Origin of the sequence: Caballeronia sp. LZ029 (genome assembly GCF_031451275.1) — a bacterium.
Taxonomy (GTDB): domain Bacteria; phylum Pseudomonadota; class Gammaproteobacteria; order Burkholderiales; family Burkholderiaceae; genus Caballeronia; species Caballeronia jiangsuensis.
The window spans coordinates 1,344,936-1,366,774 of sequence record NZ_JARUXO010000003.1 but is presented as its reverse complement, the minus strand read 5'-3'; the positions used below and the strand labels follow the sequence as shown (position 1 = coordinate 1,366,774).

At 61.8% G+C, this 21,839-nt stretch carries 21 protein-coding genes; 13 read left to right on the top strand and 8 right to left on the bottom strand.

The genetic code is table 11. The features are described 5' to 3' along the window. The first annotated feature begins 162 nt into the window (after positions 1-162). The 4 genes from QCE73_RS25525 (at position 163) to QCE73_RS25510 (ending at position 4,664) form a co-directional block, all read left to right on the top strand. Positions 163-1,458 carry a dicarboxylate/amino acid:cation symporter gene (locus QCE73_RS25525; protein ID WP_309884095.1) on the top strand — a complete coding sequence of 432 codons (1,296 nt, stop codon included), beginning with the start codon at positions 163-165 and terminating at the stop codon, positions 1,456-1,458. Next, complete coding sequence (locus tag QCE73_RS25520) at positions 1,455-2,912, top strand: amino acid racemase (protein WP_309884094.1); 1,458 nt, start codon at positions 1,455-1,457, stop codon at positions 2,910-2,912. Before QCE73_RS25525 ends, QCE73_RS25520 begins: the two co-directional genes overlap by 4 nt. A gap of 97 nt (positions 2,913-3,009) precedes the next feature. Further along, positions 3,010-4,428 carry an aspartate ammonia-lyase gene (aspA, locus tag QCE73_RS25515; RefSeq protein ID WP_309884093.1) on the top strand — a complete coding sequence of 473 codons (1,419 nt, stop codon included), beginning with the start codon at positions 3,010-3,012 and terminating at the stop codon, positions 4,426-4,428. A gap of 71 nt (positions 4,429-4,499) precedes the next feature. Next, positions 4,500-4,664: a hypothetical protein gene (locus tag QCE73_RS25510; protein WP_187606771.1), complete on the top strand. Its 165-nt coding sequence runs from the start codon at positions 4,500-4,502 to the stop codon at positions 4,662-4,664. A 44-nt stretch (positions 4,665-4,708) separates the two neighbouring features. Here the strand turns inward: QCE73_RS25510 and QCE73_RS25505 are convergent, their stop codons facing one another. After that, on the bottom strand, positions 4,709-5,908 hold the full coding sequence (locus QCE73_RS25505) for a DUF2235 domain-containing protein (RefSeq protein WP_309884092.1): 1,200 nt from the start codon (positions 5,906-5,908) through the stop codon (positions 4,709-4,711). A gap of 156 nt (positions 5,909-6,064) precedes the next feature. After that, positions 6,065-6,871, bottom strand: coding sequence for a 2,5-didehydrogluconate reductase DkgB (gene dkgB / locus QCE73_RS25500; RefSeq protein WP_309884091.1), 807 nt, complete (start codon positions 6,869-6,871; stop codon positions 6,065-6,067). Between the two features lie 103 nt (positions 6,872-6,974). Between dkgB and QCE73_RS25495 the strand changes: the two genes are divergently transcribed. After that, positions 6,975-7,889, top strand: coding sequence for a LysR family transcriptional regulator (locus tag QCE73_RS25495; RefSeq protein WP_238292338.1), 915 nt, complete (start codon positions 6,975-6,977; stop codon positions 7,887-7,889). Between the two features lie 4 nt (positions 7,890-7,893). Here the strand turns inward: QCE73_RS25495 and QCE73_RS25490 are convergent, their stop codons facing one another. Both QCE73_RS25490 and QCE73_RS25485 read right to left on the bottom strand, forming a co-directional pair. Further along, positions 7,894-8,475: a DNA-binding protein gene (locus QCE73_RS25490; RefSeq protein WP_309884090.1), complete on the bottom strand. Its 582-nt coding sequence runs from the start codon at positions 8,473-8,475 to the stop codon at positions 7,894-7,896. Positions 8,476-8,591: 116 nt separating this feature from the next. Continuing rightward, a complete protein-coding gene (locus QCE73_RS25485; protein ID WP_309884089.1) occupies positions 8,592-9,536 on the bottom strand; it encodes a LysR family transcriptional regulator in 945 nt (314 codons plus the stop codon). 178 nt (positions 9,537-9,714) lie between these two features. Between QCE73_RS25485 and QCE73_RS25480 the strand changes: the two genes are divergently transcribed. The 7 genes from QCE73_RS25480 (at position 9,715) to QCE73_RS25450 (ending at position 17,732) form a co-directional block, all read left to right on the top strand. Then, entirely contained in the window at positions 9,715-10,854 is a 1,140-nt protein-coding gene (locus QCE73_RS25480; protein WP_309884088.1) for an iron-containing alcohol dehydrogenase, read from the top strand. Between the two features lie 12 nt (positions 10,855-10,866). Then, entirely contained in the window at positions 10,867-11,646 is a 780-nt protein-coding gene (locus tag QCE73_RS25475) for an enoyl-CoA hydratase-related protein (protein ID WP_309884087.1), read from the top strand. Between the two features lie 19 nt (positions 11,647-11,665). Then, complete coding sequence (locus tag QCE73_RS25470; RefSeq protein WP_309884086.1) at positions 11,666-12,847, top strand: CoA transferase; 1,182 nt, start codon at positions 11,666-11,668, stop codon at positions 12,845-12,847. 41 nt (positions 12,848-12,888) lie between these two features. After that, positions 12,889-13,917 (top strand): TRAP transporter substrate-binding protein, encoded by a 1,029-nt coding sequence (locus QCE73_RS25465; RefSeq protein WP_309884085.1) that lies wholly within the window; start codon positions 12,889-12,891, stop codon positions 13,915-13,917. Positions 13,918-13,931: 14 nt separating this feature from the next. Continuing rightward, positions 13,932-15,830: a TRAP transporter large permease subunit gene (locus QCE73_RS25460; RefSeq protein ID WP_309884084.1), complete on the top strand. Its 1,899-nt coding sequence runs from the start codon at positions 13,932-13,934 to the stop codon at positions 15,828-15,830. 14 nt (positions 15,831-15,844) lie between these two features. Beyond that, on the top strand, positions 15,845-16,771 hold the full coding sequence (locus QCE73_RS25455) for an amidohydrolase family protein (protein ID WP_309884083.1): 927 nt from the start codon (positions 15,845-15,847) through the stop codon (positions 16,769-16,771). 67 nt (positions 16,772-16,838) lie between these two features. After that, entirely contained in the window at positions 16,839-17,732 is an 894-nt protein-coding gene (locus tag QCE73_RS25450) for an amidohydrolase family protein (protein ID WP_309884082.1), read from the top strand. Between the two features lie 229 nt (positions 17,733-17,961). Here the strand turns inward: QCE73_RS25450 and QCE73_RS25445 are convergent, their stop codons facing one another. Beyond that, positions 17,962-18,648, bottom strand: a complete 687-nt coding sequence (locus QCE73_RS25445; RefSeq protein WP_309884081.1) for a DUF3313 domain-containing protein — start codon at positions 18,646-18,648, stop codon at positions 17,962-17,964. Between the two features lie 565 nt (positions 18,649-19,213). Between QCE73_RS25445 and QCE73_RS25440 the strand changes: the two genes are divergently transcribed. After that, the gene (locus QCE73_RS25440) at positions 19,214-19,789 is read left to right on the top strand and encodes a hypothetical protein (RefSeq protein WP_309884080.1); all 576 of its coding nucleotides are present in this window, start codon (positions 19,214-19,216) and stop codon (positions 19,787-19,789) included. A gap of 64 nt (positions 19,790-19,853) precedes the next feature. Here QCE73_RS25440 and hpxZ read toward each other — a convergent pair whose 3' ends face one another. Genes hpxZ through QCE73_RS25425 form a run of 3 tightly spaced genes read right to left on the bottom strand, consistent with a single transcriptional unit; the run spans position 19,854 to position 21,831 of the window. Beyond that, positions 19,854-20,234, bottom strand: coding sequence for an oxalurate catabolism protein HpxZ (gene hpxZ / locus QCE73_RS25435; protein ID WP_309884079.1), 381 nt, complete (start codon positions 20,232-20,234; stop codon positions 19,854-19,856). After that, positions 20,231-21,655 carry an AtzE family amidohydrolase gene (locus tag QCE73_RS25430; RefSeq protein WP_309884078.1) on the bottom strand — a complete coding sequence of 475 codons (1,425 nt, stop codon included), beginning with the start codon at positions 21,653-21,655 and terminating at the stop codon, positions 20,231-20,233. Before QCE73_RS25430 ends, hpxZ begins: the two co-directional genes overlap by 4 nt. Further along, positions 21,652-21,831 carry a DUF4089 domain-containing protein gene (locus QCE73_RS25425; protein WP_309884077.1) on the bottom strand — a complete coding sequence of 60 codons (180 nt, stop codon included), beginning with the start codon at positions 21,829-21,831 and terminating at the stop codon, positions 21,652-21,654. The genes QCE73_RS25430 and QCE73_RS25425 overlap by 4 nt, the downstream gene beginning before the upstream one ends. Between the last annotated feature and the right edge of the window lie 8 nt (positions 21,832-21,839).

The window sequence follows — 21,839 nt, the reverse complement described above, 5'->3', positions numbered from 1 at the left end:
CATAGCCATATGCAGCACTAGCATTCACGTTTTTTCTGCCTTCCCTAAGATTCCGTCCTGACACAAGAAAGCGCGGCGCCTCGATCTTCGATGCGCTTGCCATTCCCCGAGCGCACGCCGGTCGCGACCGACCGTTCGTGCGTCATCCCAGGACGGAGACACATGAAGAATCGCCTTACCCTCTATATCCTCGCCGGCATGGTGCTCGGCGTGGCCGTCGGCTATGTCTGCCATCGCATGGCGGCGGATGCCGAGCAAGCGAAGGTCATCGCCGGCTACTTTTCCATCGTCACGGATATTTTCTTGCGGCTCGTGAAGATGATCATCGCGCCGCTCGTCTTCGCGACGCTCGTGTCGGGGCTCGCCGGCATGGAAGGCACGAGCGATGTGCGCAGAATCGGCCTGCGCTCGATCGCGTGGTTCGTGTGCGCATCGCTCTTTTCGCTCGCGCTCGGACTCGTGCTCGCAAACCTGTTTCAACCGGGCGCGGGCCTGCACATGACCCAGACGAGCGCCGACGTCGCCACCGGCCTCAACACTGCGGGCCTGAATTTCAAGGACTTCGTGACGCACGCGTTTCCCACGAGTCTGCTCGATGCGATGGCGCGCAACGACATCCTCCAGATTCTCGTGTTCTCCGTGATGTTCGGCATCGTGCTCAGCGTGATCAAGTCGGACCCGCGCGTGAGCCCGCTGATCGCGGGCGTAGAGGGTCTCGTGCCCGCGATGCTCAAGCTGACCGACTACGTGATGCGCCTCGCGCCCATCGGCGTGTTCGGCGCGCTCGCATCCGCGATCACGGTGCACGGGCTCGATGTGCTGACCACGTACGGCAAGCTCGTCGCGAGCTTCTATGCCGGGCTCGCGCTCTTGTGGGCCGCGCTGATCCTCGCCGGATACGCGTTTCTCGGCAAGCCGATCTGGGCGTTGCTCAAGGCGATCCGCGAGCCCGCGATGCTGGCCTTTTCCACCGCGAGCAGCGAGGCCGCGTATCCGCGTCTGACGGAGAAGCTGGAGGAATTCGGCGTCGATAAGAAAGTGGTCGGCTTCACGTTGCCGCTCGGTTATGCGTTCAATCTCGACGGCTCGATGATGTATCAGGCTTTCGCGGCGATCTTCATCGCGCAGGCATTCGGCATCGACATGCCGATCGGCACGCAGATCGTGATGCTGCTCGTGCTCATGCTGAGCAGCAAGGGCATGGCCGGCGTCGCGCGCGGCTCGGTGGTGGTCGTCGCTGCGGTGGCCCCGATGTTTCATCTGCCGCCCTCGGGCGTCGTGCTGGTGCTCGCGATCGACCAGATTCTCGACATGGGGCGCACGGCGACCAACGTGATCGGCAACAGCATCGCGACGGCGGCCATCGCGAAGTGGGAAGGCAAACGCGTCGCACGGCAGGAACGCCGCGCGGCGATGAGCACGCCTTCGTTCGGCCAACTCGAAGGCGACACGAAATGAATGGCAAGGACACGGCGCCCGGTCGCAAGTTCGGCGTGGTCGGCGGGCTCGGTCCGCTCGCGAGCGCGGACGTCTTCTTCAAGCTGATCAAGTCGACGCCCGCCACGCGCGACGCCGAGCACTTCGACGCGATCTTCGAGCAGCAGCCGTTCCGCAGCGCGGACGCGGACAGCGAGACGCTGACGCAGCGCAAGCTCTATATCTTCGATCTGATCGCGAGCTTCGAAAAGCGCGGCGTCACGACGGTCGTGCTGCCGTGCTTTCTGAGCCACACGTTCATCGACGAGTTGAAGGCGAACTCGCCGCTACAGATCGTCGATATGATCGAAGCCGTGCGCAGTCATGTGCGCAGAAAGTTTCCGGCGGTTCGGCGCGTCGGCGTGCTCGCGTCCGCTCATACGCGGCGCAAGCAGTTGTTCGAGAAGTATTTCGCGGCGCCCGAGTTCGAAGTGATTCATCCGCGCGCGAGCGAAGGCGTCGATCTCGTCACCGAAGCCATCTACGGCACGGACGGCGTGAAGAGCGGCAACCTGCGCGGCCGTCCGGTCGAGTTGCTGCGCGCGGCCTGCGACGATCTCATCGCGCAGGGCGTCAACGTCATCGTGCCGGGGCTCACGGAGATTGCGCTCGTCGCGGAGGAGCTGGGCGCATTGCGCGTGCCGCTCGTCGATTCGAATCTCGCTTATGCGCAGTATGTCGTGTCGGGCCAGTACCATTCGCCCGAGACGATCTTCAAGGTCGGCGTAGTGGGCGGCGTCGGGCCGGCGGCCACCGTCGATTTCATTCACAAGATCGTGCGCGCGACGCCCGCTACGCGCGATCAGGACCATATCAAGCTGCTCGTCGAACAGAACCCGCAGATTCCGGACCGCACGGAGAATCTGATCGGCGATGGACCCGATCCGACCATCTCGCTCTATGCGACCTGCAAGAAGCTGGAGACGGGCGGCGCCGATCTCATCGCGATTCCGTGCAACACGGCACATGCGTTCGTCGAGCGCATTCAGCCGTATCTCGGCATACCCATCGTGAACATGCTGACGACAACCGTGCGCCATCTGCGCGAAGCGTTTCCGTCGGTGCGTTCCGTGGGCGTGCTCGCAACCTCCGGCACGATCGCGAGCGGCGTCTACGAGAAGGCGCTCGAATCGCAAGGCTTGCGGCAGATCGTGCCGGAACCCGCATTGCAGGCGCGCGTGATGGAAGCGATCTACGGCAACGAAGGCGTGAAAGCCGGCTTCACGACCGGGAGATGTCAAGACGACATCGCCGCCGCCATCGACGGGCTGATTGCCGCTGGCGTCGAGGTCGTCATCCTCGGCTGCACGGAATTGCCGCTTCTGTTGCGCGAGGCGCACGTGATCGGCACGAACGGCGCGCGTGTGAGCATCATCGATCCGACCGATGTGCTCGCGAAGGAATGCGTCGCCCATGCGATGAAGCCGCCGCACTAACCCGAACCGCATCAACTCATCCACGCGACGAACCCGCACACGACGTGTGCCGGATGACTTCGTTCGCCCGTCATATTCAGAACCTGAAGAGGAACCCATGCTCGCACCTACCGAACGCATCGAACACGACCTTCTCGGCGATCTCGCCGTGCCCGCCACCGCATACTACGGCGTGCACACCCTGCGCGCGCTGGAAAACTTTCCCATCACCGGCATTCCGATCTCCGCTTACCCGAATCTCGTCAACGCACTGGCGAGCGTCAAGGAAGCGGCGGCCCTCGCGAACCACGGCCTCGGCCTCCTGAACGAAGTAAAGACGCAGGCCATCGTGCAGGCATGCAGGCAAGTTCGCTCGGGCACGGCGCACGAGCATTTCGTCGTCGATGTGATTCAGGGCGGCGCGGGCACATCGACCAACATGAACGCGAACGAAGTCATCGCCAATCTCGCGCTCGAACATCTCGGGCATCAGCGCGGCGAATACGGCGTGCTGCATCCGAACGAAGACGTGAATCTCGGCCAGAGCACCAACGATGTCTATCCGACCGCGCTGAAGATCGCCACGTACGCGGGCATCATGCAGTTGATCGATGCGATGGGCGTGCTGCGCGCGTCCTTCGAACGCAAGGCGCTGGAGTTCGGCAACGATCTGAAGATGGGCCGCACGCAGCTTCAGGACGCCGTGCCGATGACGCTCGGTCAGGAATTCAGCACGTTCGCGGTGATGCTCGGCGAGGACGAAGAACGGCTTCGCGAAGCGGCCCGGCTGATCTGCGAGATCAACCTCGGCGCGACGGCGATCGGCACGGGCATCAACACGCATCCGGAATACGCGCAACTGGCGTGCAGACATCTGAGCGAGGTGACCGGCATCGCGCTCACGACGTCGCCGAATCTCGTCGAGGCAACCCAGGATGTCGGCGCGTTCGTGCAGCTTTCCGGCGTGCTGAAGCGCGTCGCGGTCAAGCTCTCGAAGACCTGCAACGATCTCCGGCTGCTCTCCAGCGGGCCGCGCGCGGGCCTCGGCGAAATCAACCTGCCGCCGGTGCAGGCCGGTTCGAGCATCATGCCGGGCAAGGTGAATCCGGTGATTCCGGAGGTCGTCAATCAGATCGCGTTCGAGGTCATCGGCAACGACGTGACCGTGACATTCGCCGCCGAGGCGGGCCAGCTTCAGCTCAACGCGTTCGAACCGATCATCGCGCATAGCCTGTTCAAGAGCGTCGCTCATTTGCGCGCGGGGTGCCTTACGCTCGCGTCGAAATGTGTCGATGGCATCACCGCGAATCGCGAGCGCCTGCGCATGATCGTCGAAAGCTCGATCGGCATCGTCACGGCGCTCAATCCGTATATCGGTTACACGCACTCGACGGAAGTCGCGAAGGAAGCGCTCGCGTCTGGCAAGAGCGTCGCGCAGATCGTCATCGAAAAGGGGCTCTTGAGCCAGTTGCAGCTCGACGAAATCCTGCAACCGGCGATGCTGACGCAGCCGAGACACACGGCATCGGCGGTATGAAAGGCCGTGCCGCGAAGCGCCAGCCGGAGTAGACTATTTTTGCGGTGTGCTAGCCGCGAAAGGAGGTTGCGATGAGATTCGCCGAAATGTTCAAGCGCCCGAAACGCGGCGCCACGGCTGCTCATGCCGGTGACACGGAGCCTCACCACGAGGAACACGCGAAGTCGGTGCAGAAGCAGGCGCGCAAGCTGTGGGACACGATCGGACGCAATCGCCACAAGAGCGCGAAGTGGTAGCAGCAAGGCGGGCCCGGGAACGAAAGTCCCGGGCCCGAATCGCTTCAGGACATGACCCAGTTGGTGTGCGTGGTGAAGGCCGGGCCGAGAACGGTCGGCAGATACGGATTGGGAACGGGCACCGGCCTTCCGTCCACGGTCACGAGACCGAGGCGCTGGGCGACTGAAACATGCGCGCCGATATCCTGCGGAAAGGCGAACGGCCCGCGCGGGCCGGACGGGCGCAGCGAGAAGGGCGGTTCCTTCCACGGCGAATGCGCCGCGCCGAGAAAATCCGGCTGCAAGGTCCACGGCTGCGCCTTGAGACGCACACCGATGGCCGGATCGGCAAGCCGGTTCAGCATCCATTCGCAGGCGATATCCGAGAGGCCCGATTCATCGTTCGAATAGCCGCCGCCGACATCGGCATGAGCGCCGGCGAACAGCACCTGCGTGACGCCCGCGCGAGTGTCCCAGAGCGTCGGCGTGAAATCGCCGCGCTGCTCGTCGAGACTGATCGCGTGAACGCCGAATTTCACCTTCGGGCTGAGCGCGGTGTCGGCGAAGCGGAACAGATCGACCGTCGAGTCCTCGCTGTCGAGATAGAGCGGAATGCCGAGCGCGCCGACCGTATCCCATACGCCGATAGCGCGGATTTCATCGACGGCGAACGTGTCTCCCGGCTGCAACCGCGTGAACGCGAGCGACGGCTCGAAATTGACGATCTTCTCCAGCAGGCCTTTCAAGCCGCCGCCGCTCGCGCTTGCCGGCGGCCTCGACTCGCGATACTTGCGCCACGCGAGAATGCCCATGCGATACGCGAGCGCCTTGTCGTTGCTGTCGTATTTGCTGGTGTCGAGCAGCCCGACGTTCGCGATCATTCCGCCGAGCGCACGCGCCGTGTACGCGCCGCGGCTGAAGCCCATCAGAACGATGTGATCGCCCGGCTTGTAGTTGCGCGATATGAAGGTATAGCCGCGCACGATGCGCGCGATGATGCCGTCGCCGAATGCGCCGCCCACCAGCTTCCTGATGACGTTGCGCGAATCGCCCACGCCATGCAGATACTTGGCGACCTGTCCGTCGGGTCCGGGCTCCGCGATCTCCTGCTCGGAGGCGAGAAGCATCGAGGCGGGGTCCGGCTCGCCGGATAACAGAAGGAATGCCTTCAGTACGTTGGTGGTATCCGGAATGCCGTCGTTGTCGTGGTCGGTGTTCGGACCGTTCCATGTTCCGTCCGCGCAGAAAACGATGTTCTTGCCCATGATGCACCCCTTCCGTCGTGACGCCGCAAGTGCTCGCTCAGTATGTCTTAGTTTCTTGCGGGTCACTCGGCAAGGCGCGCGTCTTATGCGGACGACGCTTTGGCTGAAAGTGCCTATTCGTCGAGGGCGCTTCGTTGCATCGCATCAAACTGGGCTTCAGTCCCACATCGGCGCGAGGCCTTCCGGACTGACTTCACGGCCATTGCGTTCGAGTTCCGCGATCTGCGCCATGTCTTCGGCGGTCAGCCTGAGTTGCTGCGAGAGCAGATTGCTCGCGAGGTTCTCGCGTTTCGTCGATGACGGAATCACTGCATAGCCGAGTTGCAGCGCCCATGCGAGCGCGACTTGCGCAGGCGTCGCGTGATGCCGTTTCGCGATCTCGCCGATGACCGGGTCCTTCAGCACCTTGCCGTAGGCGAGCGTCATATACGACGTGACCTGAATGCCTTGCTCGCGCAGGAACGCGACGAGCTTGCGATTCTGCAGATAAGGGCTCAGTTCGATCTGATTGGTCGCGATGTTCTCGCGGCCGACCACATCGATCGCCTGCTTCGTCAATTCGATGTTGAAGTTGGAGATGCCGATCTGCTTCGTGAGTCCTTGCGTCTTCGCATCGGCGAGCGCGCTCATGAATTCTTCGAGCGGCGTGCCGCTGTCCGGCGCGGGCCAGTGAATCAGCGTGAGATCCACTTCATCGACGCGCAGCTTCGTCAGGCTCTCTTTGAGGCTCGGAACGAGCTTGGCGCGCGAAGCGTTCTCGGTCCAGATTTTCGTGGTCAGAAAGATATCGGAGCGGGGCACGCCCGATGCGGCGATCGCTTCGCCGACTTCGGCTTCGTTGCCGTAGATCTGCGCGGTATCGATGGCGCCGTAGCCGAGTTCGAGGCCGTTGCGCACCGAATCCATGACGACCTGATCTTTCAGGCGGAACGTGCCGAGGCCGAAAGCGGGAATGCGATTCATGGAATGTGTTCTCCAATGGCTGAGTGGACGAACACAGTATGCCGGCTTTACTCTTGCGCAAAAACCGGGCTATAAAGGAAATACTCTTGAATTAAAGTCAACTATGAAAATCACTCTCGACGAGCTTCAGACCTTCGCGACGGTAGTCGACACGGGCTCCATCACCAAGGCGGCGGAACAACTGGACCAGACGGTGTCGGGCGCGAGCCGCACGCTCGGACGGCTCGAAGAGAAGCTCCAGACGACGCTGCTGCGCAGGACCACGCGACGTCTGGAGCTGACGGAGGAGGGCAAGAGCTTTCTGCAGAACGCGCGCGAGATCATCGGCGCGGTGGAAAGCGCGGAGGAACAGATCGCGGCCCGGCGCGAGCGGCCTTCCGGGCTGCTGCGCGTGGATGCCGCGACGCCCTTCATGCTGCACGTGATCGTGCCGCTCGTCGCGGGATATCGGGAGCGCTATCCGCATGTCGAGCTCGAATTGAACAGCAACGAAGGCGTGATCGACCTGCTGGAACGTCGTACGGATGTCGCGATTCGCATCGGCAGGCTGAAGGATTCGACGCTGCACAGCCGCCCGATCGGCAGCAGCCGCATTCGCGTGCTCGCGACGCCGCAGTATCTGGAGACACACGGACTTCCGAAGCGCGTCGACGAACTCGCGAATCACTCGCTGCTCGGGTTCACGCAGCCGGAATCGCTCAATCTCTGGCCGCTTGCGGGGCGAGACGACGAGCCGTACCGAATCAAGCCGAGCATCGCTTCGTCGAGCGGCGAGACGCTGCGGCATCTCGCGCTGGAAAGCGCGGGCATCGTGTGTCTGTCCGATTTCATGACGCTGCGCGACCGGCGCGAGGGCACGCTCGTGCAGATTCTCGCGCGTCACACGCAGGAAGTGCGGCAACCGATCAACGCCGTCTATTATCGCAACACGGCGATCTCCGCGCGCATCGCTTCGTTCGTCGACTATCTTGCGGAAGCCGTGAAGTCCACCGAATTCGCGCTGACGGGCCGCCGATAAAGCGTCAGCCTATGCCCAGCACGTTCGCGCCGATGCACGGATCGATCGCGCGTTCGAGCCGCTTCTGGTGAACGATCAGCGTGATTTCCATCGAGCCGGTGCCCACTTCGAGATTCAATAGATGGCCGCCGTAAGCGTTGAAGTTGCTGTCGCCCGCCATGCCGTGCATATGGATCGACGGCTTGCCTTCCTTCCATGCGACCGATCCGGTCAGGCTGCCCATCTCGACATTGCGGAAGGTCTTCGCATCGAAATCCTTCTTCGCGGCGTTCCAGAAGCCGAACGTCGGATGGCCGAAGCCGATGCCCGTGAGACTGACCGCCGGAATGCTTTCCGCCAGCGCGAACGTCGTCAGTTGCTCGAAGACGTTATCGCCCATGCGCAGCACCATGAAATAACCCGTGGGCGTTCTGATGTATCTGCGCTGCACGTCGGGGCCGCCTGCCGCGATCACGCCCGCTTCGCACTCGGCAGGCGATTGCGTTTGCGCCGACGCGCCGCTCGGGATGATGGATGTCGCCAGCGCGCCGGCCGACAGCGCCGCGATGTTCTTGAAGAAATGCCTGCGCAGATAAGTCTCGTCCATGAAGCTGTCTCCGTTGATGTTATCGGCCGTTCGATTCGGCTGCGGCGGAGTGTAGACAAGACGTTCACGACGGAATACTGAGAGTTGCGACTACGCTTATAACCCGCGCTCATGCCTCACGATAAATCCGCGGCCTGATCGTGTTCTGCGAGCAGTTCTTCCATCAGCACGCGTGCGCCCGCGGACACCGGCGCGCCTCGGCGTGTGACGAGTTCATAAGGCTCGCTCTTCGATGACAGCTTGAGCGGAAGCATGCCCGTCATGCCATGTCGCGTGAAGAACTCGGCGACATCGATCGACACGAGCGCGACGAACGTCGGATTGCTTTGCAACAGCGAAAGCGTGGCAAACGCCGACGTGGTTTCGACGAGATGCCGTGGAAAGCGTATCTCGGCTTCGCGGAACTCGCGTTCGAGCAGCATGCGCATCGGCATGTTGGCGCGATAGACGACCCATCGCACATCGGCCAGATCTTTCAGCCGCAGCTTGCGCGCGTTCTGAAACGGATGACTCAGGTTCGCGATGACCGCAAGCGTCTCCTCCTGCAGATTGACGCTGTCGTAGAGAAACGGCGTCTGACTGATCGTGGTTCTGCACACGGCGAGATCGAGCCGTCCTGCGTCGATCAGGCTCAGCAACGCGGCGCTCGTGTCTTCCACGATTTCTATCGACATCTCCGGATGCTTCGTGACGAGCGAAGAGATCGCTTCGATCACGCGCGGCACCGCGCCCATGATGACGCCCACGGACACGCGTCCTCCATGACCTCGCATGATGCCGACGATTTCCTCCCGCAAATGCGCGACGTCGGTATGAATGAGCCGCGCATAGCGGATCACGCAATGCCCGATGTCGTTCGGTTCGAGGCCCCGGCTCGTCCGGTTGAAAAGCGCCGTGCCGAAGGTCGTTTCGATTTCGTGCAACGCCTTGCTCGCGCCCGGCTGCGTGAGCGAAACCTGTTTGGCCGCACTGAGAAGCGAACCATGATCCGCGAGCGCGATGAGCAAACGCAACTGCTTCAGATGCAGCCGGGAAATGATCGAATTGAGCGAAGGAGTCATCGCGCGAGTTGAGGAATAGTTATACCCGTATTCATTATTGTCAATTCCGGCCGTTTCGGCCGCTGCCTATACTGCCCCATCAAACCCGCATTGCGCAAAGCTCCGGGCCTAACGTTAACCCGCAGCGATCAGGGTTCCTGCTGTTCGGGTTTTCATGAATCTATAACTGTCGATCAACATGGCTCTCATCAATTACATCACGCAGATACAGTTCGAATTCGGCGCCTTGCGGTTGCTGAAGAGCGAATGCGAAAGGGTTGGAATCAGGCGGCCGCTCGTCGTGACGGATCGCGGCATCAAGGCGGCGGGCATCGTCGACAAGGTGCTTTCGGCATTGGGTGCGGACTACGACGTGCCGGTCTATGACGGCACGCCGCCCAATCCGAACGAAGCGGCGGTGCGCGATGCGGTCGCCGTGTTCGTCGATGAACGATGCGATGGAATCATCGCGGTGGGCGGAGGATCGTCGATCGATCTCGCGAAAGGCGTCGCGGTATGCGCGACGCACGACGGCCCGTTGCAGAGCTTCGCCGTGATCGAAGGCGGCGCGACGCGCATCACGTCGGCGACCGCGCCCGTCATCGCGATTCCGACCACGGCGGGCACCGGCAGCGAGGTCGGACGCGGCGCGATCCTGATTCTCGACGACGGCAGAAAGGTCGGCGTGATATCGCCCTACGTGGTGCCGAAGTCCGCGATCTGCGATCCCGAACTCACGCTGAAACTGCCCGCGACGATGACGGCCGCAACCGGCATGGACGCGATCGCGCACTGCATAGAAACGTTCATGGCGCCCGCGTTCAATCCCGCGGCCGACGGCATCGCGCTCGACGGCCTGTGGCGCGCGTGGCGTCACATCGAGCGCGCGACGACACATCCCGACGACAGGACCGCGCGCCTGAACATGATGAGCGCATCGATGCAGGGCGCGCTCGCGTTTCAGAAGGGTTTGGGATGCGTGCACAGCCTCAGTCATTCGCTCGGCGGCATCAATCCGCGTCTGCATCACGGAACGCTCAACGCGATCTTTCTGCCCGCCGTGATCGCGTTCAACGAGGATGCGCCGACGGTTCGGGAAGAAGGCAAGCTCGCGCGGCTCGCGCAGGCGATGGGCCTCGAAAATCCCGCGAACGTCGGACCTTCCATCAAAGAGATGACCCAGCGCCTGGGCCTTCCCGCGACACTATCCGGCGTGGGGGTCACGCACGACATGTTCCCCGGCATCGTGAAGGGCGCGTTGAAGGACCACAGTCATAAAACCAATCCGCGCGACGCATCCGAAAGCGACTATCACGCGATGCTCGAAGCGTCGTTCTGAATTGAGGAAGACATGGGAGACAAGATCACGATCGAACGCAACGGCGATATCGCCATCGTCACGCTCGATAACCCCGAGAAGATGAACGCGCTCACGCTCTCGATGTGGCGCGATCTCGGCGATGCAATGACGCAGCTATCGGACGATGACGGCGTTCGATGCGTCATCCTGCGCGGCGCGGGAACGAAAGCGTTCGCGGCGGGCGCGGATATCGGCGAGTTCGCGACGCTTCGATCGAATCGCGAGCAGGCGCGCGCCTATGCGGAGGTCACGACCAATGCGATGGATGCTATCGAGCATTGCCGTCATCCCGTTGTCGCGATGATTCATGGCGTATGCGTCGGCGGCGGGCTCGAAATTGCGTCGCTTTGCGATATCCGCATTTGCGGCGAATCGAGCCGCTTCGGCGCGCCCGTCGGACAACTCGGTCTCACGATGTCCTGCGCCGAACTCGGCGCGCTGATCCGTCTCGCGGGCCGACCTGTCGCGATGGAGATCGTGCTCGAAGGACGCATCTTCGATGCACGGGAAGCGCTTGCAAAGGGACTGACGTCACGCGTCGTCGCCGACGATGCCGTCGAGGAAGAAGCCATCGCCACTGCGCGGCGCATCGCACGCGGCGCGCCGCTCGTCGCGCGCTGGCACAAGGCGGTGTCGAACAAGCTGACGCCATCGCCCGCGCTCAGCGACGCCGATATCGAATCCGCCTTCGATTGCTTCGACACCGAGGACTTTCGCATCGGCGCCGATGCATTCAATGCAAAACAGAAGCCAGTCTTCAAGGGAAAGTGAAATGGGTCCGCTGAGTGGAATGAAAGTGGTTGAATTGGCGCACATCATGTCCGGCCCGGTGTGCGGCATGATGCTCGCCGACATGGGCGCGGATGTCGTCAAGGTGGAGAAGGTGCCCGACGGCGACGATTCCCGCCGCTTCTCGCCGATCCTTCCGAGCGGCGAGTCCGCGTCGTTCATGATCGTCAATCGCAACAAGCGCGGCATCGGCCTCAATCTGAAGAGCGAAGGCGGCCGCGAAGTATTGAAGCGATTGTTATCGGACGCGGATGTCGTCACCGAAAACTATCGCGCCGGAACGATGGAGAAGTTCGGTCTCGGCTATGACACGCTCAAGGAACTCAATCCGGGACTCATCTACTGCGCGATCTCGGGCTTCGGCCGCACGGGTCCGTTCGGCGAGAAGGGCGGTTTCGATCTTATCGCGCAAGGCATGAGCGGCATGATGAGCATGACGGGCGAAGAAGGACGCGAGCCCGTCAAGGCCGGTTCGCCCGTGGCCGACATCAACTCGGGCATTCTCGCGGCGCTCGGCATCGCGGCGGCGTATGTGCAGAAGCTGCGCACCGGACGCGGCCAGATGGTCGACACGTCGCTCTTCGAAGCGGGCCTTCAGCAGATGTTCTGGCCCGCCGCGAGCTATCTCGCCGACGGCACCATTCTGCCGAAGATGGGTTCAGCGAATTCGACGAGCGCGCCGTATCAGGTCTTCAAGACGAGCGATGGCTGGATCAATATCGGCGCTGCCAATCAGAGCAATTACGAGCGCCTGCTCGACGTGCTCGATGCGCCGCAACTGGCAAGCGACCCGCGCTTCGCGACGAACGCGCTGCGGCTTCAGCATCGCGAGGCGCTGGTTGCGATCCTCAATGAACTGCTCGTGCGCCGAAGCACGGATGAATGGATGGCGCAGTTCGACCGAATCGGTCTGCCCGCTGGCCCGGTGCTCGATATCGCGGCGGCGCTCGCCCATCCGCAGACGATCGCACGCGAGATGGTTGTCGAAACCGATCATCCGCTGGCCGGCAAGGTCAGAGGTCTCGGTCTGCCGATTCATTTCTCCGATGCGAAGCGCTCCGGAAATCGTCCCGCGCCGCTGCTCGGCGAGCACACGAGAGAAGTATTGATGGAGTCGGGCTATTCGGAAGCGGACGTCGACCGGCTGATCGAAGAGAAGGCCGTCGTAGCGCTGGCGCAGTAAAGACGCGATCAATCGCGCATGACAGAGTTCAGGAGACAAACATGAGTGGAATCATCACGCGTCGGGACTTCCTGACGACGGCGGGACTCGCCGTAGCCGCGACGACGGGCCTGAGCCTGTCGAAGCGCGCAGTCGCGCAAACCGCGCCCATCGTCCTCAAATACGCGAGCAGCCTGCCGGACAGTCATCCGCTCAACGCGCACATGCGCGAGGCCTCGGCGGCGATCAAGAAGGAGACGAACGGCCGCGTCGATCTCCAGGTCTTCGCGAACGCGCAAATGGGCGGCGACACCGACATGCTCTCGCAGGTCCGCGCGGGCGGCGTCGATTTCATTCCGTTGCCGGGTGCGATCCTGTCGACGCTCGTGCCGGTTGCGTCGATCGAAAGCGTGCCCTTCGCGTTCAAGAACTACGACGCGGTATGGGCCGCGATGGACGGCGATCTCGGCAAGCACGTGCGCGAGCAGGCCGCGAAAGCCGGCCTCATCGCGATGGACAAGGTCTGGAACAACGGCTTCAGGCAGATCACCAGTTCGACGCGTCCCATCATGACGCCCGCTGATCTCAAGGGCTTCAAGATCCGCGTGCTGGTCAGTCCGCTATGGACCTCGATGTTCAAGACCTTCGGCGCGGCGCCCACCGGCATCAGCATCAACGAGACGTACTCCGCGTTGCAGACGAAAGTAGTCGAAGGTCAGGAGAATCCGCTCGTCGTGGTGCAGTCGGCGCGTTTCTACGAGGTGCAGAAGTACTGCTCGCTGACGGGTCATATCTGGAATGGTTTCTGGCTGCTCGCGAGCGGCAAGACCTGGCCGAAGCTGCCCAAGGACGTGCAGGACATCGTCGCGCGCAACATCAACGAAGCGGCGCTGAAGCAGCGTGAGGAAGTTATCCGCCTGAACCAGAGTCTCGAACCGATGCTCACGGCCAAAGGCGTCACGTTCAACAAGGTGGATCAGCAGGCATTCCGCGCCGACCTGCAGCAAAAGGGCTTCTACGCCGAATGGAAGAAGAAGTACGGCGATGCGGCATGGGGACTTCTAGAGAAGTATTCCGGGCAGCTTTCGTGAGCAAGGAGCGGATCATGAGCACTGACGTTTCTCTAGGGACCATGCCCGTTGCGGTTGCGAGCAAGCCTTCCGGCCCGGTTGCAAAAGCGGGTCATGTTCTCGATAAGTGCATTCGCTGGTCGACTGAACTGTGCGCGGCGGCGCTGGTGGTCGCCGAAGTGATCTTGCTCTTCGCCAACGTGTTCTTTCGATACGTGCTGCACGATCCGCTCATCTGGGGCGACGAACTGGCGACGCTGCTGTTCATCTGGCTCGCGATGCTCGGTGCGGTCATCGCACTGCGACGCCACGAGCACATGAGGCTCACGACGTTCATCGCGCATCTGAATCCGTCGAGGCGTGCTTTCGTCGATACCTTCGGGGCCGTGATCGTCATCGCGTTCATCATGGTGCTGTTGTCGCCGGCGTGGGAGTACGTGTCGGAAGAGTGGGCCATCACGAGCGCGGCGCTGGAAATCTCCAATGGTTATCGGGTTGCCGCGCTCGCCGTCGGCCTCACGCTGATGCTCGCGATTTCCGTCGCGCGTCTCATGGAGCAGGCGCGCCCGTTGCACTTCGTGATCTCGGCGGCGGTGGTCGGCGGCATCGCGGCCGTGCTGATGACGTTCAAGATCGCGATGACGGCGCTCGGCAACTGGAACCTCGTGATCTTCTTCGTCGTCGCGGTCGTGTTCATGGTGGTGATCGGCGTGCCGATCATGGTCGCGTTCGGGCTCTCGACCGTCGCGTACCTGAGCACGGTGACGCTGACGCCGATGCTCGTCGTGATGGGCCGTATCGACGAAGGCATGTCGAGTCTGATCCTGCTCGCGATTCCGTTGTTCGTGTTTCTCGGCGCGCTGATCGAAGCGATGGGCATGGCGCAGGCGATGATCCGCTTTCTCGCATCGCTGATCGGGCATTTCAAGGGCGGGCTGTCGTATGTGCTGATCGGCGCGATCTATCTCGTCAGCGGCATCTCGGGTTCCAAGGCCGCGGATATGGCCGCCGTCGCGCCGGCGCTCTTTCCGGAGATGAAGAAGCGCGGCGAGGACGAGAACGAGCTGGTCGCAATGTTGAGCGCATCGGGCGCGATGTCGGAGACCATTCCGCCGAGTCTCGTGCTGATCACCATCGGCTCGGTGACGGGCGTATCGATTTCCGCGTTGTTCACGGGCGGCTTCATGCCGGCTGTCGTGGGCGCGCTCGCGATGATCGCGGTCATCTGGATCAAGAACCGCAAGCGCGAGTTGAAGGAAGTCGAACGCGCGAAACCGCATGAAGTCGGCAGGGCGTTTCTGTTCGCGCTGCCCGCGCTCGCGTTGCCCTTCGTGATTCGCGCGGCGGTCGTCGAGGGAATCGCGACGGCAACCGAAGTGGCATCGGTGGGCGTGGCTTATACATTCGTCGTCGGCCTCGTGTTTTATCGCTCGTTCAAATGGAATCGCCTTTATCCGATCATCGTCGGCACGGCTTCGCTCTCGGGGGCGATTCTGATCATCATCGGCTGCGCTACCGCGATGGCCTGGGCGTTGACGCAGTCGGGCTTCTCGCGTCAGCTCGCGCAACTGATGTCGACGGCGCCCGGCGGATCGATGGGCTTCCTGCTGATATCGGCGGCGGCGTTCGTGTTGCTCGGCAGCTTTCTGGAAGGCATTCCCGCGATCGTGTTGTTCGGCCCGCTGCTCTTTCCGGTGGCGCGTTCGCTCGGCATCAACGAGGTTCATTACGCGATGGTCGCCATCTTCGCGATGGGACTCGGCCTCTTCGCGCCGCCTTTCGGCGTGGGCTTCTATGCAGCGTGCGCGATTGCGAAGGTCGACCCGGATGGCGCGATGAAACGCGTGTGGCCGTATCTCGGCGCGCTCGTCGTTGCGCTGCTGGTGCTCGTCGCCGTGCCGTGGATTTCCACGGGCTTTCTTCCCGCGAATTGACTGGCGATCGACGTATGCATATGAAAGACATCGCGCCGGACGAGATTCCGATCATCGATGCGCATCATCATCTATGGGATCTTTCAGCGGGACGCTATCCGTGGTTGCAGGACGATTATCACGAAGCATTTTTTCTTGGCGACTATCGCAGCATTTGCCGAGACTTTCTGCCCGAGGAGTATCTTGCGACGGTCAGCGCGCAACCGGTCATAGGCACCGTGCATGTCGAGGCTGAACGTGCGCGCGATGAGCAGGTCGCGGAAACGCGCTGGCTTCACGAAGTGCACGACAGATACGGCTTTCCGGACGCCGTGATCGCGCACGCGTGGTTCGATCGGCCTGACACGGAGGAGATCCTCGCGCAGCACGCCGCCTATCCGCTGGTGCGTGGCATTCGCTCGAAGCCGGTGACATCACGCGCTCCGCACGAGCGGCTCGACGATCTTCGCGGAACGATGCGAGACCCGGCGTGGCTGCGAGGCTTCTCGCTGCTCGACCGATTCGACTTTTCGTGGGACTTGCGCGTGCCGCCGTGGCATCTCGCCGATGCGGCTGAAGTGGCGAGCGCGTTTCCGAATACGAAGATCGCGTTGAATCACACGGGCTTTCCATGGGATCGCAGCGAGGAAGGACTTGCGCGCTGGCGACGGGGCATGGAACTGCTTGGGAGGCAGCCGAACGTGTTCGTGAAGTTATCGGAATTCGGCCTGAAGGATGCGCCCTGGAACTACGAGGACAATCGACATATCGTCCTCGATGCGGTGTCGATCTTTGGCATCGACCGCTGCATGTTCGCGAGCAATTTTCCTGTGGCGGGTTTGAGAGTGAGCTATGACGTTCTCGTCGATAGCATGAGAAGGATGCTCGAACCGCTCGGGCGCGAAGCGTTGGAAAAGATCTTCTATCGCAACGCGTTGCAGTTCTATCGCATGATCGTTTAGAGACTAGCCTATGTCAGATGCTATGGAACTTCGCCGCCGATTCCTCGAGAGCGGTGCGGACGATGATTTGCCTATCGCCGATGCGCATCAACATTTCTTCGATGTCCAGCGCAATTACTATCCCTGGCTTGCGGACAAGCCGGTGAAGAATTTTCGCTATGGCAATTACGACAACATCCGGCGCACGTTTTTGCCCGATGACTACTTTCGTGCGGCGGGGCATCACAAGGTCGTGAAGACGGTGCTTATCGAAGGCGAGTGGAATCCGGCCGATCCGCTGGGCGAACTGCGCTGGGTCGAATCGCTGCAGCGCGAACAGGGCTTTCCGCACGCGATGAGCGCTCAGGCGTGGCTCGATCGCGAAGACGTCGATGAAGTCCTTGCTGTGTATGGCCGTCATCCGCTGGTCAGAGGCATCCGGCACAAGCCTGCCGCCGTGCCGCGCGCCGAGCATAGGGACGACTTCGTTGCGCCGGGATCGATGCGCGATCCGAAATGGCGTGATGGTTACGCGAAGCTGCACGCTCATGGATTGCTGTTCGAGTTGCAGGTGTTCTGGTGGCATCTGATCGAAGCCGCGGAACTGGCGCGCGATTTTCCCGACACGCAGATCGTGATCAATCACACGGGATTGCCGTCCGATCGGTCGGAAGAGGGCTTGCACGCATGGCGCGAGGCGCTCGAACGCGTCGCGCGCGAGCCGAATGTGCATCTCAAGATATCGGGAATCTGCATTCCGGGGAAGCGCTGGAGTGTCGAGTCGAATGGGGCTGTGGTGCGTACTGCCATCGACGTGTTCGGTGCGCAGCGTTGCTCGTTTGCCAGCAACTACCCGGTCGATGGTGTGGTGGATCGCATGACCGATATCTTCGATGGCTTCAAGGCGATCGTGCGGGGGTATTCGGTCGAGGATCGGTTGCGCCTTTTTTATGACAATGCGGTGCGGGTTTATGGGATTTGAGGGAGGGTGTTCGACTGGAATCTTCCTGGTGAACGTCAGTGCTTGTGTGCTTCTTTGGGACGATGACGGAGATCGGCATGATGCTTCAGTCGCCCGAACCGTGAGATCAGATGGGGTGCCGGCGTGAACATGCGGCGCGCGGTGGGGATTGAGGCTTACGGACATCCTGTCTCAGTCCCGCACTCGACGACGTATGTTTAGAGGGCGGCGCCCGGCGAATATCGGCGCTTTACTGCGCTGGCGTGCCTGTCCTGAATTGGACTATGCGTTTGGCCGTCGTGTCCGCCCAATAATCCATTACGTGCTCTGCGTCGCCCCATTTCCCGGCACCCGCATTCTCGACGCTCATTCCGCCGGCACGGCCGTCCACCGCTTCGGCGATAACCTGTCCGGTTTCGCCGTCCGTGATCTCGCCTTCGCCCTGTGCCGAACCGGCGAAGGCATAGGTGTCCGTTCCGAGGCTCTGTACCATATTCAGCAAGCGGGCCTGCGGGATGATCACCGAGATCGTGCGCAATCCCGGCGTCCCGCTCGTGACGTTAGTCAGCGCGGCGCGAACGACCAAAACGTGTGTGCCCTGCAGTTCGACGATCGGCATCACGCTCGACAGGCGAGTCTTTAACTTGGTGTAGAAATAACTCGTCAATATCTGCTGCTCCCGCGCGTCGATAGGCTTAGTGGCATCGTTGATGAACACCACAGGCTCGAGGAAGATGCCCGTGTAGGAATTCCAGTTCGTATTCGGATTGACATAGCGAAGCCGTGCCTCACCTTCCTTGCCCGGGTGCAGCAGGGAATACTTGGTTAGAAATCCTGTCTTAGACGCTTTTTCGACATCGGAAAGCGATTGCTCGTTCGTGACAGCGCAGGCGACCAATGTCATCGTCGCCAGTAGAGGACCTATGTTTTTCAACATCTTCTCACCCTCCTTTCAGCCCGCCTGCGCGGGCAGCATTAAGCGGTTACCTACCGCAAAAAAGGAATGAAAGAGACAGCTTCTGTGCCCGACACTCGCGCCCGGACACGTCAAACATCAACGTGGAGCGCCAAACATCTGTCTGAGTATCGGAATCTGGTTTGCCAATCAGCATGCGCGTTGGCGCGGGGCGGCCATGTCACCTTGCTGACGTCAATATTGTTAGCGCTTCAATCGGAAGGCTATTGGACTTTGGCTTTATTCTGGTACTTTATTCTTAAGGGGAGCTTATGTGGTCACGACTTGGCTATAGAAACAAGTGTCCTGCGAACTCTGCTTCCCTTTAAGGCTTCCTATAAATTGCACTATTCCTCGCAAAGTTGGCGAGCAACGGCAGCTTACCACTGCCTCCGACACATGTTTGTCAGCGATCGTCAGGCTCCCTTAAGGTGAGATTGCTATCTTTTATTCTTAGCGCTGCTTTTTCCGATTGTCGAGGTTCGATGACTGCGCGTTTCATCAATCCAATCGAATGGTGAAAGCGTTTAGTGGAGGCAGAGGCATCATGCGCAGAAGAACCTTTATACAGTCTGGGACGGCCGCGCTCAGCGTTGTGGGCCTTGCGCTGGCGGGTTTTCCGGCGATGATGAGTGACACGCTTGCCGCCGAATCCACCTCGCTGCTGCGGCAACAAATCAACGCTAATGTCCGCGAGGCTTTAATGCGGCTTTACGATGTGGTCAATCGTTCGAAGGAACTCATCGCAAAGGCGAACGGCGTTCTCGTGTTTCCAGAAGTTCTGCTGGACCCCTTCATAGTCGAGGAATACGGCGAAGGCGCATTGCAAGTAGGCGGGAAGAACGCCGGCTACTACAGCATGACGTCGGGTTCGATAGGCTTGCAAAATGAAAAGTCGAAAGACATCATCTTTTTATTTATGACGCGTGACGCGCTCAACAGCTTTCGCAATTCAAAAGGGTGGTCGGTTGGTGAATCGGTGCCGCTGCTGAAGCTTGACGTGGACAAAGAGATTCACAGGAGAATGGTCACGGCACCTGTTGAAGCAATCGTCCTGACCAATAGCGGCGTGATGGGTGACGTGTCGGTCTCAGGCATCAATGTTTCACGCATGAAGATATGATGACAAGCTTGCTGTCGAGAGGGCGCGGGGGTGAAGCGGCCGAGTGGAGCAAACAGCACAGCGTCTACCCACCCATCCAGCTCACATGCGCGCTCACCACGCGCCAGCCGTCCGGCATCTTCACCCACGTCTGACTCTGTCGTCCGATGCGCGGATCGCCATCGCGCCGAAACTCGATATTGGCGACGGCGAACGCGTCGCCGTATGTCGTCACGACGCGCGCCGTGATCTCCCGCGCGAGGCCGTTGCCCGGCCGCGCAGCGCGAAACGCGCGGATCGCATCGTAGCCATAGAGGTTTTCCGTCGCGCCATAGCGCAGGGTATGCGGCGAATCGAAGAACAGCGTGTCTAGCATGGCGACGTCATTGGTGACGAGCGCTTGCTCGTACGCGTCGAAAGCCGCATCGACTTCGGCAAGCACGTCGGGCCGATTGATCTCGTTCATGCGTTAGCTCCCGGCAAAAGAAGCGCCTCGTCGAACACCGGCGGCGGCGGGCAATGCGCGACCTGGGCCGTCTCCAGCCTGCGCGCCGCTTCGAACGCGAGATCCTCGCGCCACGGCGGCGCGATCAGTTGCACGGCGATAGGCAAGCCGCTTCTCGTGCGCATCGGCGCGGCGACGACCGGCAGCCCGAGGCACGACACCGGCTGAGTCAAGAGACCCAGATTCGGCCGCACGGCGAGCCGCTCGCCGTTGATGTCCATGAACTCGTCGCCGATGCGCGGCGCGACCATCGGCGTGGCCGGCGCGACGAGCACGTCGTAGCGTTCGAACAATTCGAGCACGCGCGTTCTCAATGCCGCGCGCACGCGCTGCGCCTGCACCACCCACGCCGCGGGCAGCAGCGCGCCCGCGATCAGACGATCGCGCGACAGCGGTTCGCGCTCGTCGTATCGCGCACGCAGGTTCGCCAGATGCAACTGACCGCCCTCGGCCGCCGTGATGAGAAACGCCGCGCCACGAGCGGCATCGGCATCGGGATACTCGACGGTTTCCGACGCGCCCAGCGCCTCTGCCGCCGCATGCGATGCATCGCGCGCGTCGTCGTTAGCGTGGTCGTCGAAATAGCCGCCCAGCCGCGCGACTCGCAATTCGCCGTGCTTCGCATTCGCGGTTTCGAAGGCCCGCTGCGCGCACGCGGGATCGAGCGGATCGGCGAACTGCAATGCGTCGTAGGTGGCCGCGAGGTCATCGACGCTACGCGCGAACGCGCCCATGTGATCCAGGCTCGCAACGAACGGATAGGTGCCGTGGCGCGAAAGACGTCCATAAGTCGGCTTCACGCCGAACACGCCGCACAGCGACGCGGGCACGCGCACCGAGCCGTTCGTGTCCGTGCCGAGCGTGATGGGAACGAAGCCCGCCGCGACCGCGGCCGCACTGCCGCCCGACGATCCGCCCGCCGAGCGCGTCAGATCGTGCGGATTGCGGCACGGCCCCGCATGATGATTCTCGGTCGTGAAGCCATAGGCGAACTCGTCCATGTTGAGCGCGCCGATCATGATCGCGCCCTGAGAGGTGAGACGCGTCACGAGCGCCGCATCGCAGGCGGCGGCCGGTGCGTCCCTGAGCACGCGCGAACCGGCCAACGTCGCAATGCCTTCGATATCGAAGAGATTCTTCGCGGCGAACGGCACGCCCGCGAGCGGCGGCAACGTGTCGCCACGCGCGCGGCGAGCATCGAGCGCGTCCGCTTCGACGAGCGCGCGTTCGCGTGTGATGGTAGTGAATGCGTTGACCTGTGCGTCGTAGGCGTCGATGCGCGCAAGCGTCGCCTCGATCAGTTCGCGTGCGCTGAAGTCGCCATTGGCATAGGCGCGCGCGATGGCGAGTGCGCCATACGGGAAATGGTTCGATGTCGTCATGGGCGATATACCGGCGCGGGTTCGTCGTCGGCATCGACGTGATACGCGAGCACGGGCGCGGCGAGTTGCGCAATGCGCGCGAATTGCGCTTTCACGCGCGCGGCGGCTTCGTCGGATAGCGACGGAAAATGCAACGCGAGCGCGGCTTCGACATAAGCGTCGATGGAAGAGGACATGGCGTTCA